Annotated in this window: 13 protein-coding genes; 3 read left to right on the top strand and 10 right to left on the bottom strand. The window is 71.9% G+C overall.

Annotated elements, in window-relative coordinates; all coding sequences use genetic code 11:
- Positions 1 to 374: 374 nt before the first annotated feature.
- A complete protein-coding gene (locus FF041_RS23560; RefSeq protein WP_228388570.1) occupies positions 375 to 1040 on the bottom strand; it encodes an HAD-IA family hydrolase in 666 nt (221 codons plus the stop codon).
- A 220-nt stretch (positions 1041 to 1260) separates the two neighbouring features.
- On the opposite strand from FF041_RS23560, the gene FF041_RS23555 reads away from it, so the two are divergent.
- Positions 1261 to 3312 (top strand): MDR family MFS transporter, encoded by a 2052-nt coding sequence (locus FF041_RS23555; RefSeq protein WP_153524661.1) that lies wholly within the window; start codon positions 1261 to 1263, stop codon positions 3310 to 3312.
- An 82-nt stretch (positions 3313 to 3394) separates the two neighbouring features.
- On the opposite strand, the gene FF041_RS23550 is transcribed toward FF041_RS23555, so the two are convergent.
- From FF041_RS23550 to FF041_RS23535, 4 genes are all read right to left on the bottom strand, one after another.
- Positions 3395 to 3724, bottom strand: coding sequence for an antibiotic biosynthesis monooxygenase family protein (locus FF041_RS23550; RefSeq protein ID WP_323392503.1), 330 nt, complete (start codon positions 3722 to 3724; stop codon positions 3395 to 3397).
- A gap of 88 nt (positions 3725 to 3812) precedes the next feature.
- On the bottom strand, positions 3813 to 4037 hold the full coding sequence (locus FF041_RS23545; RefSeq protein ID WP_153524659.1) for a DUF397 domain-containing protein: 225 nt from the start codon (positions 4035 to 4037) through the stop codon (positions 3813 to 3815).
- Positions 4031 to 4867 carry a helix-turn-helix domain-containing protein gene (locus tag FF041_RS23540; protein ID WP_153524658.1) on the bottom strand — a complete coding sequence of 279 codons (837 nt, stop codon included), beginning with the start codon at positions 4865 to 4867 and terminating at the stop codon, positions 4031 to 4033. The genes FF041_RS23545 and FF041_RS23540 overlap by 7 nt, the downstream gene beginning before the upstream one ends.
- Positions 4868 to 5308: 441 nt before the next feature.
- Positions 5309 to 6010, bottom strand: a complete 702-nt coding sequence (locus FF041_RS23535) for an O-methyltransferase (RefSeq protein ID WP_153524657.1) — start codon at positions 6008 to 6010, stop codon at positions 5309 to 5311.
- A 311-nt stretch (positions 6011 to 6321) separates the two neighbouring features.
- Here FF041_RS23535 and FF041_RS23530 point away from each other — a divergent pair, with 311 nt between their 5' ends.
- Positions 6322 to 8460, top strand: a complete 2139-nt coding sequence (locus FF041_RS23530; RefSeq protein ID WP_153524656.1) for a bifunctional glycosyltransferase 87/phosphatase PAP2 family protein — start codon at positions 6322 to 6324, stop codon at positions 8458 to 8460.
- Positions 8461 to 8664: 204 nt separating this feature from the next.
- On the opposite strand, the gene FF041_RS23525 is transcribed toward FF041_RS23530, so the two are convergent.
- Positions 8665 to 9933, bottom strand: a complete 1269-nt coding sequence (locus FF041_RS23525; protein WP_153524655.1) for a cytochrome P450 — start codon at positions 9931 to 9933, stop codon at positions 8665 to 8667.
- A 299-nt stretch (positions 9934 to 10232) separates the two neighbouring features.
- Between FF041_RS23525 and FF041_RS23520 the strand changes: the two genes are divergently transcribed.
- Positions 10233 to 11402, top strand: coding sequence for a steroid 3-ketoacyl-CoA thiolase (locus FF041_RS23520; protein WP_153486861.1), 1170 nt, complete (start codon positions 10233 to 10235; stop codon positions 11400 to 11402).
- Between the two features lie 146 nt (positions 11403 to 11548).
- On the opposite strand, the gene FF041_RS23515 is transcribed toward FF041_RS23520, so the two are convergent.
- The 4 genes from FF041_RS23515 to FF041_RS23500 all read right to left on the bottom strand — a co-directional run bounded on the left by FF041_RS23515 (position 11549) and on the right by FF041_RS23500 (position 16059).
- Positions 11549 to 11977, bottom strand: a complete 429-nt coding sequence (locus FF041_RS23515; protein ID WP_323372367.1) for an aggregation-promoting factor C-terminal-like domain-containing protein — start codon at positions 11975 to 11977, stop codon at positions 11549 to 11551.
- A 319-nt stretch (positions 11978 to 12296) separates the two neighbouring features.
- Entirely contained in the window at positions 12297 to 13157 is an 861-nt protein-coding gene (locus tag FF041_RS23510; protein ID WP_153524654.1) for an ECF transporter S component, read from the bottom strand.
- Positions 13121 to 14842 carry an ABC transporter ATP-binding protein gene (locus FF041_RS23505; protein ID WP_323392501.1) on the bottom strand — a complete coding sequence of 574 codons (1722 nt, stop codon included), beginning with the start codon at positions 14840 to 14842 and terminating at the stop codon, positions 13121 to 13123. The genes FF041_RS23510 and FF041_RS23505 overlap by 37 nt, the downstream gene beginning before the upstream one ends.
- Positions 14839 to 16059 (bottom strand): CbiQ family ECF transporter T component, encoded by a 1221-nt coding sequence (locus FF041_RS23500; RefSeq protein ID WP_153524653.1) that lies wholly within the window; start codon positions 16057 to 16059, stop codon positions 14839 to 14841. The genes FF041_RS23505 and FF041_RS23500 overlap by 4 nt, the downstream gene beginning before the upstream one ends.
- Between the last annotated feature and the right edge of the window lie 48 nt (positions 16060 to 16107).

The raw sequence follows: 16107 nt of genomic DNA, 5'->3' as shown, positions 1-16107 counted from the left end.
GTCCCGGCACCACCCCTGCGCGGCCCCCTCCCCTGAGACCCCTCAACCCGCCCGCCGCCGATCCCAGCAGAACCAGCCCGTCCGGCGTTTGAGGACGGACCCCGCACCTCGGGACCCCGCACACTCCGCCTCCGGCAAACCCAGCCCCTTGGGGGTCGGGGAGATTGAGGCGAGCAAAATCCAGCCTCTTGGGGGTCCCCCCGGACGAAGTCTGGGGGAGATTGAGGAGCGGGGAGCCAAATTCAGCCCCGCCGGCGATTGAGGCGCGGGGGTTCGGGGGCTGGCCCCCGACGAGGGCCCGACGCCGGGCAGGGGGCCCCTCCCGCCGTCGTCGTGCACAGGACCGTGCGGGGCGCTGGGGAGCGTGGGGTGGTCTACAGTGCTGCGGCGGTCACCCGGATCCAGCCCGGTTCCGCCTCCGTCACCGTGATGGCGCGCAGATCGTCCACATGCAGATCGGGTCCGAGCGAGCGGGCCCTCGGCCCCACGCCCACCACGGCCATGCCCGCCGCGCGGGCCGCCCTGATGCCGGCCTCGGAGTCCTCGAAGGCCACGCACTCCTCGGGAGCGAAGCCCAGCCCGGCCGCGCCCTTCAGAAAGCCCTCGGGGTCCGGCTTGCTCGCCCCCACGCACTCCGCGGTGATCCGGGTCGCCGGCTCCGGCAGCCCCGCCGCCGCCATCCGCGCCCGCGTCAGGGCGGCGTCCGCCGAGGTCACCAGCGCGTGCGGCAGCCGGGCGAGCGACGCCAGGAAGGCCGGGGCCCCGGGTATCGGCACGACCCCCTCGGTGTCCGCCGTCTCGCGGGCGAGCATCGCCGCGTTCTCCGCGTGGTTCTCGGCCATCGGCCGGTCCGGCAGCAGTTCCGCCATCGTGGCGTACCCCTGCCGCCCGTGGACGATGCTCATCACCGCCTCGGGGTCGAGCCCGTGCCCCTCGGCCCACTCCCGCCAGATCCGCGCCACCGCCGCGTCCGAGTCGACGAGGGTTCCGTCCATGTCGAGAAGAAGGGCCCGGACGGTCAGAGAGGTGCTGCTGGACATCGGCGTACTCCGTACTCCATAGCGGGGCGGCGGCGCCGCTGCGGCGCGACCGCGGGGAAAGCGCATTACGGCCCCGTCCGCCGGTCAGGGAGTACGGACGGGGCCGCTTTGTTTCATCACGATACAAAACGAGCCCCCAACCCGCCAATCCACCGCCCCCGCAGGCCATAACCGCGCATACGTCACACGATGGGAAGGACGCGCACCCGAGGAGATCGGCATGGCTCAGGAAGTACGCTCCACCCCCATGAGTCCGGCCCCCGGCGAGGGTCAGAACCGCCGGAGCGTCCTGGTCGCCATCGGTGCCCTGCTCCTCGGCATGCTGCTCGCCGCGCTCGACCAGACGATCGTCTCCACCGCCCTGCCCACCATCGTCAGCGAGCTGGGCGGCCTGGAACATCTCTCCTGGGTGGTCACCGCGTATCTGCTGGCCTCGACCGCGGCCACCCCGCTGTGGGGCAAGCTCGGCGACCAGTACGGCCGTAAGAAGCTCTTCCAGGCCGCGATCGTCATCTTCCTCATCGGCTCCGCGCTCTGCGGAGTCGCCCAGGACATGCCCCAGCTCATCGGCTTCCGGGCGCTCCAGGGGCTGGGCGGCGGCGGGCTGATGGTGCTGTCCATGGCGATCGTCGGCGATATCGTCCCGCCGCGCGAACGCGGCCGGTACCAGGGCCTGTTCGGCGGGGTCTTCGGCGCCAGCAGCGTCCTCGGGCCGCTGCTCGGCGGCTTCTTCACCGACAACCTCAGCTGGCGCTGGGTCTTCTACATCAACCTGCCCATCGGCGTCGTGGCGCTGATCGTCATCGCCGCCGTGCTGCACATCCCCGTACGCTCCACGCCGCACCGGATCGACTACCTCGGCACCTTCCTCATCGCCTCCGTCGCCACCTGTCTGGTGCTGGTCGCCTCCCTCGGCGGCACCACCTGGGCCTGGAGCTCGGCGCAGATCATCGGGCTCGCCGTACTCGGCATGGTGCTGCTGGCCCTCTTCATCCTGGTCGAGCGGCGGGCCGCCGAACCCGTGCTGCCGCTGGGGCTCTTCCGGATCCGTACCTTCACCCTCGTCTCCGTCATCAGCTTCATCGTCGGCTTCGCGATGTTCGGCACGATGACGTTTCTGCCGACGTTCCTCCAGGTCGTCCACGGCATCAGCCCCACCCTCTCCGGTGTGCACATGCTGCCGATGGTGGTGGGCATGCTGCTCGCCTCCACGGTGTCCGGGCAGCTCGTCAGCCGCACCGGCCGCTGGAAGGTGTTCCCGATCGCCGGCACCGGCGTCACCGCCATCGGACTGCTGCTGCTCCACCGGCTCACCGAAACCAGCTCCACCTGGCAGATCAGTCTGTATTTTTTTGTTTTTGGCAGCGGACTCGGCCTGGTCATGCAGGTGCTGGTGCTGGTGGTGCAGAACGCCGTCAGCTACGCGGACCTCGGCGTCGCCACCTCGGGCGCGACCTTCTTCCGCTCCATCGGGGCCTCGTTCGGCGTCGCCATCTTCGGCACGATCTTCTCCAACGGGCTGGGCAGCAGGCTCGACGAAGCGCTCCGGGGCCGGGCGGTGCCGCCCGGCGCGGACGCGGGGGCGCTGGCCGCCGATCCCCAGGGGATCCCGAAGCTGCCGCCGGATCTGCGGCAGCCGGTCATCCACGCCTTCTCCACGGCCATCACCAGCGTCTTCCTGTACGCGGTGCCGGTGGTGCTGGTGGCCTTCGTCGTCGCCTGGTTCCTCAAGGAGGACCGGCTCCGGGGCTCGGTCACCGCCCCCGACACCAGCCAGACCCTCGCCTCCAACCCGGTCGAGCGCTCCTCCCACGAGGAGTGCGCCCGCGCGCTGTCGGTGCTCGGCTCCCGCGAGGGCAGACGCGAGATCTACGAGAAGATCACCGCGAAGGCCGGATACGACATGCTGCCCGCGGCGAGCTGGCTGCTGCTGCGCATCCGCCGCCATGGGACGGTGGACCCGGGGCTGCTGGCCGGGAGCACCCCCGTACCGCTGCGGGTGATCACGGACGCCGCCCGGCAGCTGGAAGAGCGCGGTCTGGCCCGCCGGGAGGGGTTGCAGCTGCTGCTCACCGAGCCCGGGCTCCAGACCGCCGTACGGCTGGCCAAGGCGCGGGAGGAGTCGCTCGCCGAACTGCTGGGCGACTGGTGGGAACCGGACCGGCCCACCGACCTCGTACAGCTCGTGGAGGAGCTCAACGCGGAGCTCTGCGGCTCGGACGCGGAACGGCCGGAGGGGGCGGGGCCGCCGCGCGACCACCGGGCGCACTAGGGAGTTTCTTCAAACCAAGCGCGCCCGGGGGCCAGAAGCCGGGACTTCAGGGCCCGGGAGCTTATGGCCCCCGGCTCAGACGTCAGGACTTCGGCGGGACCGACTGGACCACCTCGAACGACCACAGCGTCGACCCGGTCGCCGCGGGCTTCGGCCGCTCGCCGCCCTCCCCCTGCGCGGGCGCGTGGGCGCCGCGCATCGAGCCCGCCATCCACGCCTCGAAATCCGACTCGCTGCGCCACTTTGTGTAGACCAAGTACTGATCGGTCCCCTCCAGGGGACGGAGCAGCTCGAACCCTTCGAAGCCGTCGGCGCTCTCCACCGCCTCGGCGCGGGCGGCGAAGCGCTTCTCCAGCACTTCGCGCTGTTCGGCCGGGACGGTCAGGACATTGATCTTCACTACGCTGGCCACGGGACATCCTTCGCATAGAGGGATCTCGACGGTACCCCCCGGGGCAGCGGGCCGTTCGGTCAGGTCCCGGTGCGCGCCCGCCCCGGACTCACGCGGCCGTGGCGCGCGCGAGGGCGACCAGGGTGGCCCATGCCCCGGGCGTCAGGATCAGGGCCGGGCCGGCGGGGACCTTGCTGTCCCGCACGGGGACCATGCCATGGGCCCGGACACAGGAGGGGGCCCACTCGACGCAGTTGCCGCCGTGCGGATCGCTGTAGGTGGACTTGACCCACTGAGGGGCCGCCGGACCGGCGAGCGTACTGCTGTTCACCATTCCTCCATCCGCGCTCTGATGAAATCCGCGCTGTCCCGTGCTGAGAGCGCTTCACCCATGAGGTCGTCGAATGCCCGTTTCGCCTCGCGGATACGTTCGAGGTCCTCGACGATCCCGGCCGTGTGATACGACTCGACATAGAGCAGTGTCATATGAGTCGGCGCGGTCAGAAAGGTGATCGGCGTGTTGACCAGAAGATGCGCTTCCGCGTCGAGCGGCAGAATCTGGATGCGGGTCGTCGGCCGCTGGCCGTGCGAGAGAAGCGTCATGAGCTGCTCGCGCATGACATCGGGCGACCCGATCCGGCGGCGCACCACCGATTCACAGAGCACCACCCGGAAATCCGGGGGCGTCGCCGCGCGGAAGAGATCCTGGCGGGCGAGCCGGGTGCGGACCGACGCCGTCAATTCGTCCTTGCCCGCCCTCGGGTCGCCCGCCCGCAGAATCTCCCGGGCGTATCCATGGGACTGGAGCAGTCCGGGCACGATGCTGGGCGACCACTCCCAGATCGCGACCGCTTCCCGCTCCAGCGTCATACGGCGCCGGTACAGTTCGGGAAAGGCCTGTGACGCGGCTTCCTCGGAGAGGCGCCGGAAGACCCCGTCGGTCCCGAAGACGCGGTCCAGGGTGGCGGGCAGTTCCTGCGGGATCGGGCCCTTGCTGTTCTCCAGCCGGCTGATGGTCGACCGCGAGGTCCTGGCGATACGCGCCAAGTCGGTCTGCGAGAGCTGTCTGGGCACATGCAGCTCCCTCGCGTCCCGGAGGGCTTCGGCGAATCGGTCCCGGGCGCTTACCACGTCCCCGGCCCCGGTGTCCTGTTCGCTTTCCATGAGTATCCCCCTGTTCGGCCCGGCGGTCGTCGTCGGTTCCTTCTGCATTCCCGCTGACCAGGAGCGTTCGAATATGCCCAGCTGGCCATAGAGGAGTTCAGGAGCTCCAGCATCGTCGTGGTACGGGTTGCTGTCGCGCCCTGAGGCAACAGCTAAGCACTCCTGCGGTTGTCCGGTGGCCGAAGGAACTAAATACGATTACGTGACCGAGGCTATTGGGCGGTCGGCGGCGCGGATTCCGGCGAGGGGAAGACGAAGGGAAGACGAAGGGAAGGCGGAGGGACGGCTAAGGGAATTCGGACCGGCCCGGCCGATAATTCACCCGCTCGGGGGGCGGAACAGTCCAGGAACAGCCCAGGAACAGTCCGCGGGGCGTGCGCCCTCTCCGTGTGGGGGAGCCGGGACGCGCTCCACGCCTCCACCTTCACCTTCCACCAGGGCTCAGGAGACGACCCGCGCCAGCAGAAACCCGTCGTGCCCCTTCGAGCCGACCGTCTGGACCGCCGTCGCCTCCAGCCGTGGCTCACGCGCCACCAGCTCGTACATCTCCCGGGTGCCCGCCACCGCCGGGTCCGCCCCGCCCTCGGCCAGCACCGCACCGCCGCGGACGACGTTGTCGACGATGATCAGGCTGCCCGGACGGGAGAGCCTGAGGGCCCACTCCACATACCGGGCGTTGTTCACCTTGTCCGCGTCGATGAAGAACAGATCGAACGGGCCCGCGCCCGGCTCCGCCGCCAGCTTCGGCAGCGTCTCCAGCGCCGCCCCCGTGCGTACCTCCGCCACCGAGTCGAGACCGGCGCGGGCGAGATTGGCGCGCGCCACCTCCGCATGCGCGCCGCTGTACTCCAGCGAGATCAGCCTGCCGTCCGCCGGCAGCGCCCTGGCCAGCCAGATCGTGCTGTAACCGCCCAGCGTGCCGATCTCCAGCACCCGCCGCGCGCCCTGGGTCAGCGCCAGCAGATAGAGCAGCTTCCCCTGATTGCCCGCGACCGCGATCGCGGGCAGTCCCGCGCGGTCGCTCGCCTCGACCGCGGCTGTCAGTACCTCGTCGTCGGGCGCCAGAAGACCGGTCACATAGCGGTCGACGGACCGCCACAGATCCTGATTCTCACCCCGGGGCTGCTGAGACTCCTGATTCATACGTCAAACTTATGCCAGCGAGGGGTTCTCCGGGCCCGGCCCGGCAGGCCGCGGCGGCCATGTGCACGCCGCGGTTCTCGTATGTTCCCCCCGCATGCCCCTCAGACGCGCCCGCCCGGTCGCGTCATCACCGGAGCCGACCAGGGAACCGACCGGCCGAGAAACCGGTCGGAGAACCTGACAGTCAGGTAAAGAGGGGGCTGCCCGAGTCTTGTCCACCGGGCAGTGCGAGGCTCTGGGAACCGAGAGAAGACCGGACGTAACGGATCGTAGGGGAGGCGCGGCGCGACGTGGCGAACGCGGAGCACAGCATGCGCGGGAGTGCGACGACGGACACGAGGATGGGCGCGGCGAGGGCCGCGCTATGGCTCGTGGCCGCCGTCCTCGCCATACGGCAGGCGGCGGTGGTGCTGCGGCTGCCGCCCGGTGAACGCTTCCTGGACCTGGAGACCTGGATCGGCGACGACGGCGTGCTCTCCGTGAAGGGATCGCTGTACGACAGCGGCGGCTTCACCGGCACCCCGTTCGCAGGGCTGGTGCTCAAGCCCCTCACCCGCTCCGCCGAGCAGGCCCTGGGCGTCGGCTGGACCTTCGGCACCCTGCTCCTGGTCGTCGGGATCGGCCTGGTCGTCGCCCGCGCCCTCCCCGGGCCCGTGTCGCGCCGCAGCTCCCTGCTCGCCGCCCCCGTCGCGATCAGCCTGCTGATGATCTCGCTGCCGGTCCGCAACAGCTTCCACCTCGGCCAGACCAGTATCATCCCGGTGCTGCTCGTCCTCCTCGGCTGCTTCCTGGCACGCGGCGAGCGGGCCTCCGGGGTGCTCATCGGCATCGGCGCGGCCCTCCAGCCCACCGTGCTGCTCTTCGCGCCGCTGCTCTGGCTCACCGGACGGCGCCGGGCCGCCGTCGCCTCGGCCGCGACCTTCGCCGCCGCTTCCGCGCTCGCCTGGGCCGCGATGCCCGGCGACTCCCTGACGTACTGGGTCAACCATGTCGCCGGGGCCGGACTCGGCAGCCACCCCGACGGGCTCGCCAACCAGTCGCTGCACGGCGCGCTGCTGCGCTTCGGCCTCTCCGGGCCGCTGGAGATCGCCCTCTATCTGGCGCTGGCCGCCGTCGTGGCCTGGCTGGGACTGCGCCGCGCCGTCCGCTACGCCCAGGACGGACAGCTGCTGCTGGCCGTCGCCGTCACCGGCTGTGTCGCCGTCGCGATCTCGCCCACCACCTGGCAGCACCAGCTGCTGTGGGTGCTGCTCGCGGTCGTCGGCCGGGTCGGCAAGCGGTGGTCGGACCGGATGCTGTGGCCGGTGCTGACCGTGCTCGCGGTCACCCTGCCGAGCAAGATGCTGCTGCCGAACCTGGCCGTGCTCCAGCCCGTACGCGACAACGCGGTGCTGATCGCGGCGCTGGCGGCGGCCTGCGCGGTGCCGTTCCTGTCGCGGACCTCGCCGCACTTCGCCCGGCCGATCCCCACCGAGTACGTCAAGCCGCTGCCGTCCCGCTGGAGCCGCGTCCCGCTGCTGCCGTTCTGGCGGCGGGTGGTGAGCCGCCCCAATCTGCTGCTCGAAGTGATCGTCATCCGGGTCGGCTACTCGATCTACTCGCAGATCCGGCTCGCCGCGACCGGCAGTGTGGACGCGGCGCGTGAGCACGGCCGGCAGATCAACTCCATCGAGCAGGCGCTCGGCATCGACATCGAGCACTGGTTCAATCACGCGGTGGTGAAGGTGGAGTGGCTGGAAGGCTTCTTCAACTTCTACTACACGTCGTTCCACTTCCCGGTTCCGCTGATCATTCTGGCGCTGCTCTACATCCGCAGGCCCGCGGATTACCGCTGGGCGCGCTCGGCGCTCGCCTTCGCCACCCTGCTGGCGCTGGTCGGGTTCTGGCTCTACCCGCTCTCGCCGCCCCGGCTGATGCCCGGAATGGGTTTCATCGACACGGTCCACCGGACCGAGGACCTGGCCAATCCCGAGTTCGGCGCGATGACGGCGGTCACCAACCAGTACGCGGCGATGCCGTCGCTGCACTTCGGCTGGTCGCTCTGGTGCGGTGTGGTGGTCGTGCTGCTCGCGCCGAAGATGTGGATGAAGGCGCTGGGGCTGATCCATCCGCTGATCACGATCTGTGTCATCGTCGGCACCGCGAATCACTGGATCCTGGACGCGGTGGGCGGCGCGCTGGTGGTCGGCGCCGGCTTCGGGCTGACGTATCTGCTCTCGGGGCGGCGCGCGCTGGCGCCCCTGGCGGGGGAGGCCGCCTCGGCGGCGGACCGGGCCCCGGACTCGGACCCTGTACCGGCGCCCGATCCGGCCGCCGCGGCCGTGGTGCCGGCGGCACGGGAGCCCGGGGAGATCTCCGGGGAGGCCGCGCAGGGTTCCGGGGAGTCTCAGGGGCCTCAGGAGCCTCGGGAACCTCAGGAGAAGACCGCGCTTCCGGCCGGGCCCTCCTAGCCGCGCCTTCCTGGCCGCACCTTCCAGGCCGGGCCCTCCTGGCCGTGCGCTGTCGGCGCGCGCGCATGACGTGCCCCCGGAGGCACGGGCATCGGGCCCGCGCCCCCGGGGGGTGGATCGCCGCTTCAGCCAGCATCCGCCACCCCGGGGGCTCCCGCCACTCGGACGCGGCGGCCCGGAGCGGAGCGCCGGTGGCGCCGGTGCTCAGAGATCCGTGGTGACCTGGAGTTCCTTGACTCCGTTCAGCCATGCCGAGCGGAGCCGGCGCGGCTCGCCCGCGAGCCGCAGATCCGGCAGCTCGTCGGCGATCGCGTTGAAGATCAGCTCGATCTCCGTCACCGCGAGCGACTTGCCGAGACAGAAATGCGGCCCCCCGCCGCCGAATCCGAGATGCGGATTGGGGTCGCGGCCGATGTCGAAGATCTCGGGACGGTCGAAGACCTCGGGGTCGTTGTTGGCGGAGGAGTAGAAGAGCCCCACCCGGTCGCCCTCGCGGATCTCCCGTCCGCCGAGGACGACGTCCTCGGCGGCGGTGCGCTGGAAGGAGACGATGGGCGAGGCCCAGCGCACGATCTCCTCGGCCGCGGTGCCCGGCCGCTCCCGTTTGAAGAGCTCCCACTGCTCGGGGTGGGTGAGAAACGCGAGCATGCCGTGGGTGATGGCATTGCGCGTGGTCTCGTTTCCGGCCACGGCCAGCAGGATCACGAAGAAGCCGAATTCGTCCGACGACAGATTGCCCAGGCCCTCGGCCGCCACCAACTGGCTGACGACGTCCCCCGCCGGGCACTGTTTGCGGGCGGCGGCGAGGTTCATCGAGTACGCCATGAACTCCATCGTCGCCTCAAGACCGGCCTGCTCGGTGACGGCGAACTCCGGATCGTCGTACGAGGCCATGGTGTTGGACCACTCGAAGATCCGGGCCCGGTCCTCCTGGGGGACGCCGATCAGCTCGGCGATGGCCTGGAGCGGAAGCTCGGCCGCGAGGGTGGCGACGAAGTCGAAGGAGCCGCCGGACCGCGACCGCGCCACGGCCTCAGCCACGATGGAGCGGGCCCGGTCGCGCAGGGCGTTCTGGAGGGAGTCGATCGCGCGCGGGGTGAAGCCACGCTGCACGATCTGCCGTACGCGGGTGTGCTCCGGCGGGTCCATGTTGAGCATGATCAGCCGCTGGACTTCGATCTGCTCGCGTTTGATCGACTCGTTGAAGCGGATGACCGCGGTGTTGGTGAAGGACGAGAACAGCTCGGGGTGCGTGGAGACGTATTTGACGTCCGCGTGGCGGGTCACCGCCCAGTAGCCCGTGTCGTCGAAGCCGGAGACGCCGCGCCGCTGGGGGACCCATGACACCGGCGCGGTCTCTCTCATCAGGGCGAACTCGGGGTGCGGCACCCGGGTCCGCAGCAGATCGGGATCGGTGAAGTCGAACCCTTCGGGCAGCTGGGCGGGCCCTTCGGGCAGATAGGGGCAGGACATCGGCAACTCCAGCTCTGGCGTCGGCGTCGGGTACACGGTCGTCGGTCGGCCCACCGCATTCCTGACGACCCATCAGGAGATGTCCGAAAGCTAGTAACGAGTTCTATAAGTGGCAAGGGGCGGCGCGGGAACTGTTGCCCGCCGGATGCCTGCCGGATACCCGCCTGATGCGCGCCAACGGCGTGCAAGGCCCTTGCGTACCGGGGGTAACTCTCATAAGACTTGCGGAAGAACTAGAACGCGTACTAGTTCTAGCGCGGGTCGCCGGGACGCTCGCGCATGTGAGGAGAGGACGAGTCATGGCCGCGGAACCCGTCATCGTCGAAGCCGTACGCACTCCGATCGGCAAGCGCCAGGGCGCGCTCGCCAACCTCCACCCCGCCTACCTCCTGGGCGAGACCTACCGCGAACTCCTCGGCCGCACCGGCATCCAGCCCGACTGCGTCGAGCAGATCGTCGGCGGCACGGTCACCCACGCGGGGGAGCAGTCCATGAACCCCGCGCGCAACGCCTGGCTGGCCATGGGGCTTCCGTATGAGACGGCCGCGACCACCGTGGACTGCCAGTGCGGATCGTCGCAGCAGGCGTCCCATATGGTCGCGAACATGATCGCGTCGGGGGTCATCGACGTCGGGATCAGCTGCGGGGTCGAGTCGATGTCCCGGGTGCCGCTGGGGAGCGGGTCCAAGCACGGTCCGGGCAAGCCCTTCCCCGACGAGTGGAATGTGGATCTCCCCAATCAGTTCGAGGCCGCCGAGCGCATCGCCCGCAACCGGGGGCTGACCCGGGAGCGGGTCGACTCGCTCGGGCTGCTCTCCCAGGAGCGGGCGCGGACCGCCTGGGCCGAGGAGCGCTTCAAGCGCGAGACCTTCGCGGTCCAGGTCCCGACGACCGAGGAGGAGCAGTCGGCGGGGCAGGGGATGTGGCGGCTCGTGGACCGGGACGAGGGGCTGCGGGAGACCAGCATGGAGGCGCTGGCGAAGCTGAAGCCGGTGATGCCGACGGCGGTGCACACGGCCGGGAACTCCGCCCAGATATCGGACGGCGCGGCGGCGATCATGTGGGCGTCGAAGCGGATGGCGCGGGCGCTGAGGCTCAGGCCGCGGGCGCGGATCGTGGCGCAGGCGCTGGTGGGGTCCGACCCCGCGTTCCATCTGGACGGACCGGTGGACGCGACCAGGGCGGTGCTGGGGAAGGCGGGGATGTCGCTCAAGGACATCGACGTGGTCGAGGTCAACGAGGCGTTCGCCTCGGTGGCGCTGAGCTGGGCGCAGGTCTTCGAGCAGGACCTGGAGAAGGTCAATGTCAACGGCGGCGCGATCGCGCTGGGGCATCCGGTCGGGGCGACGGGAGCGCGGCTGATCACCACGGCGCTGCACGAGCTGGAGCGCAGGGACCGGGAGTTCGCGCTGGTGACGATGTGTGCGGGGGGCGCGCTGGCGACGGGGACGATTCTTCAGCGGATCTGAGGCTCTTCAGCGGCTGCCGCCCATGCCGCCCATGCCGCCCATGCCGTGCGGGCCGTGCGGGCCGCGAGGCCCGGGGAAGCCGTGGGCCGAGGTGGCCAACAGGGTCGCCGGGGCGATCTCCCGCCCCGGCGACCCTAAGGCGTCCGTCAGTACCAGCCCTGGGTCTGCCAGGCGGACCAGGCGGCGCAGGGGCTGCCGTAGCGGTCCTTCATATAGTCGAGGCCCCACTCGATCTGGGTCTCGGGGTTCGTCTGCCAGTCGGAGCCCGCCGACGCCATCTTTCCGCCGGGCAGCGCCTGCACCAGGCCGTACGCGCCACTGGACGGGTTCTGGGCGTTCACATCCCAGTTGCTCTCATGCGTGACGATCTTGCTGAAGCAGTTGTACTGCGCCTCGTCGCCGATCATCTTCTTGGCGATCGCCTGCGCGGACGCCGTCTCGGCCGCCACGGGAGCGGCGGAGGCGGCCGGGGCGTTCACACCCAGCACCATGGCGGCGGACGTCACGGCGAGCGCGGAGCCGACCAGGGCGGTCCGGGGGCGGATGGCGATACGGCTGAGGACGGAGCGGGACACAGAAGGCGCCTTACGTCGGGGACGGGACTGCCGCCCGGGCACGCCGGTTCTCCTCGTGTGTACGGGGGGTCCGGCCGCCCGACGGCGTGGGCCGCGCCCTGGGGGCACGGGCCGCGCCTGGCGACCGGACCAGTCTTAGTGGCCCGCGGGGGCCGCCGCAACGATCCCCAGTACTAGGCGAGCTCGCACACCCACCCCTGGGCCGCCTGGCCGCCAAGGACCCCGTTTCCCCGGCTCACGCTGGGGAAACAGGGCACGGGGAGCACCCCCGTATCCCTACTGTCCCGCTTAGTGGAGGACGGAAGTCCTGTGGGGCGGCTCACCCGGGGGCGCCCCGGTCCGGGGCCTCGAAGGTGATCTGCGTCTCGAAGGCCGCCCGCCGGGTCGCCCGGCGCAGCGCCCGCAGGACGGCGGGTCCGGCCGTGAGCGTCAGCACCAGGGTGAGCACGGCCCGGCCCAGATCCCAGCCGAGGGAGGTCGCCAGGCAGTAGGCGAGGAAGCGCACCAGATTCTCCTGGAGCGGATCGCCCGGCTGGAAGGAGATCCCGGAGGAGAGCCCGCCGATGTAGATCCAGCCCTGGAGGTTCATGACCGTGCCGTACGCGAAGGACGCGACCGTCCCGTACACGCCGAGCAGCACCGCTTCCGTACGGCCCCGGAGCCGGTCGCCGCCCGGCAGCAGCCCCGCGCCCATGGTGAACCAGCCCATCGCCAGCATCTGGAACGGCATCCACGGGCCCACCCCGCCCGTCAGCAGCGCGGACGCGAACATCGTCACCGCGCCCAGGACGAAGCCGAAGCCCGGCCCCAGCACCCGGCCGCTCAGCACCATCAGGAAGAACATGGGTTCCAGGCCCGCGGTGCCCGCGCCGAGCGGGCGCAGCGCCGCCCCGGCCGCCGCCAGCACCCCGAGCATCGCCACCGCCTTGGCGTCCATCCCCGTGTCCGCGATCGTCGCGACGACGACGGCCACCAGCAGCGGGAGCAGCGCGGCGAAGAGCCAGGGCGCGTCGGCGCGGTGGGCGACCAGGCCGGAGCCGGGGTCGGCGAGCAGCGGCCAGCCGAAGGCGACGACGCCGACCAGGCCGACCAGGACGAGGGCGGCGACCGAGCGGGGGCCGAGCCGGACCGGTCCGGAGCCGCTCACAGCGCCTCCTCGACCTGGGCGACGGTCAGCCAGCGCTGCGGGGCCAGGATCTTGGCGACCTGGGGGGCGAAGGCGGGCGATGAGACGACCGCTTCCGCGGTGGGGCCGTCCGTCACGCTCTCCCCGTCGGCGAGGATCACCACCCGGTGGGCGAGGTCGGCGGCGAGCTCCACGTCATGGGTGGCGAGCACGATGGTGTGGCCCTGGGCCGCGAGCTTCCGCAACACGCCGACCAGCCGGGCCTTGGCCGCGTAGTCCAGCCCGCGGGTCGGCTCGTCGAGCAGCAGCAGCGGCGGACGGCCGGTGAGCACGACGGCCAGCGCGAGCGCGAGCCGCTGCCCCTCGGAGAGATCGCGGGGGTGGGTTCCGTCCGGTACGCCCGGCAGCAGTTCGCTCACCAGGGCGCGGCAGGAGCCGGGGGCCGCGTCCGCGTCGCGGTCGGCGGCGGCGCACTCGGCGGCCACGGTGTCCGCGTACAGCAGATCGCGCGGCTCCTGGGGCACCAGGCCGACCTGGCGGATCAGTTCGCGCGGGTCCGTGCCGTAGGGGGTCCGGCCGCCCACGGAGACGGTGCCGGAGGTGGGTTCGAGCAGGCCGACCAGGGTGGCGAGCAGGGTGGACTTGCCCGCGCCGTTACGGCCCATCAGGGCGACGGTCTCGCCGGGGGAGAGGGTGAGGGTGATGTCGCGGAGGGCGTCGACGCGGTCGCGGCGGACGGTGAGCCGGGTGACGGCCGCCGTCTCAGCCGCCCCGGTCGCCTCAGCCGTCTCACCGGCTGCGGGCCGGGGCTTCCGGGCGAACCGGGCGAGCAGACCCGTACGGCGTCCCGTGCCGTCGCCGCCCGTGGCCACAGGTGCGGGTGCGGGTGCGGGCGCGGGTGCGGAGAGGGCCGGGGGCGCCGTGTCCGCCAGGCGTTCCCGCAGCGCCGAGGCGCGGCGGCGGGCGTCCCGTACCGACAGCGGCAGCGGGTCCCAGCCCGCGAGACGGCCCAGCGCGACCACCGGCGGCCGTACCGGGGAGACGGCCATGACATCGGCCGGAGCGCCGATCACCGGGGCCTGCCCGGGGCCGGGCAGCAGAATCACCTGGTCCGCGTAGTGGACCACCCGTTCGAGCCGGTGCTCGGCCATCAGCACGGTGGTGCCCAGATCGTGCACCAGCCGCTGGAGCACCGCCAGCACCTCCTCCGCCGCGGCCGGATCCAGGGCGGAGGTCGGCTCGTCGAGCACCAGCACCTTCGGGTGCGGGGTCAGCACCGAGCCGATCGCCACCCGCTGCCGCTGCCCGCCCGACAGCGTCGCGATCGGGCGCTCCCGCAGCTCCGCGAGGCCGAGCAGATCGAGGGTCTCCTCCACCCGGCGGCGCATCACATCGGGGGCGAGACCGAGCGACTCCATGCCGTAGGCGAGCTCGTCCTCGACCGTGTCGGTGACGAAGTGGGCGAGCGGGTCCTGGCCGACCGTGCCGACGACATCGGCGAGCTCACGCGGCCGGTGGGTCCGGGTGTCCCGGCCGGCCACGGTGACCCGGCCGCGCAGCGTGCCGCCCGTGAAGTGCGGGACCAGCCCGGAGACCGTGCCGAGCAGGGTCGACTTGCCGACCCCTGACGGGCCGACGAGCAGCACCAGCTCCCCTTCGGGGACGGTGAGATCGAGCTGCGCCAGCGCCGGTCCGGCCGCTTCGTCATAGGTGACGGACACCTGGTCGAACCGGATCACGAGCACTCCTTGGGTACGGGGGCGATGAACGCCGGGAGCAGTCCGAGGGCGACCGAGAGCGCGGGCCACAGGGGGAGGACGGGAGCCGCCAGCGGTACGACGGAGGGGTGCAGCGCCTCCGGGGAGTACGAACCGGTCCAGATCACCAGCGCGGCGACCGCCGCGCCGGACGCGGCCACCAGCCAGGAGCGCGGGCCGAAGCGGTCGGGCCGGTAGCGGGTGCGCAGCGAACGCCGGCCGCCGAGCCCGAGCCCGGCGACGGCGGCGGCGAGCCCGGCGATCAGCAGGGGGAGCCCGTAGACGCCGCCCTCGGCGGCGAGCAGCCCGTAGGAGCCCGCGCAGACGCCCAGCAGACCGCCGAGCACACAGACGGCGGTGAGGCGGGCGATGGCGGGCGGGACCTCGGCGCTGCGGCCGTAGCCGCGGGCGTCCATCGAGGCGGCGACCGCGATGGACCGCTCCAGCGCGCCCTCCAGGACGGGCAGCCCGATCTGGACGATCGCCCGGAGACCGCCGGCGGGCCGGCCGCGCAGCCGCCGGGCGGTGCGGAGCCGGGCGATGTCGGCAACCAGGTTCGGCGCGAAGGTCATGGCGACGACGACGGCGACCCCGGCCTCGTAGAGCGCGCTCGGCAGGCTCTTGAGGAGCCGGGCGGGGTTGGCGAGGGCGTTGGCCGCGCCGACGCAGATGAGGAGGGCGGCGAGCTTGGCCCCGTCGTACAGCGCGAAGACGAGCTGCTCGGCGGTGACGCGCCCGCCGACGCGGATGCCGCGCGCCCAGTCGGGGAGGGGGATCTCGGGGAGGGTGAAGAGGGTGTGGGCCCCGGGGATCGGGGAGCCGAGCAGGGTGGAGAAGAGGACCCGGACGGCGATGACGAGCAGACCGAGCTTGACGAAGGAGAGATAGGAGCGGGCCCAGGGGGCGTCCGTGCGGCGGGCGGCCACGACATATCCGGCGGTGGCCACCAGCAGCCCGAGCAGCAGCGGGTTGGTCGTCCGCGAGGCGGCGGCGGCGAGCCCGAGGGCCCAGAGCCACCAGGCCCCCGGATGCACGGCGTTGCTCCGGTCGGCCCGGGGCGCGCGCAGCCGCTCCCGCCACCGGGTCGGGCCGCCGGCCGGGGCGGGCGCCGGCGAACGGCGCGGGGGCACGAGCCCCCGCGCCGCACGGGTCTCGCCCGAGGGTGCGGGCGTCCGGCCGTCCGCCGTGGCCGTGCCCATGGGGCGCGGGCCGCCCTCCCCGCCGGGCTGCGGCTGAGATCCCGGGAG

Source organism: Streptomyces jumonjinensis, from assembly GCF_009600885.1.
Taxonomy (GTDB): domain Bacteria; phylum Actinomycetota; class Actinomycetes; order Streptomycetales; family Streptomycetaceae; genus Streptomyces; species Streptomyces jumonjinensis.
Note: the sequence above shows the minus strand (reverse complement) of the source record. Positions and strands in the feature narration are given on the sequence as shown.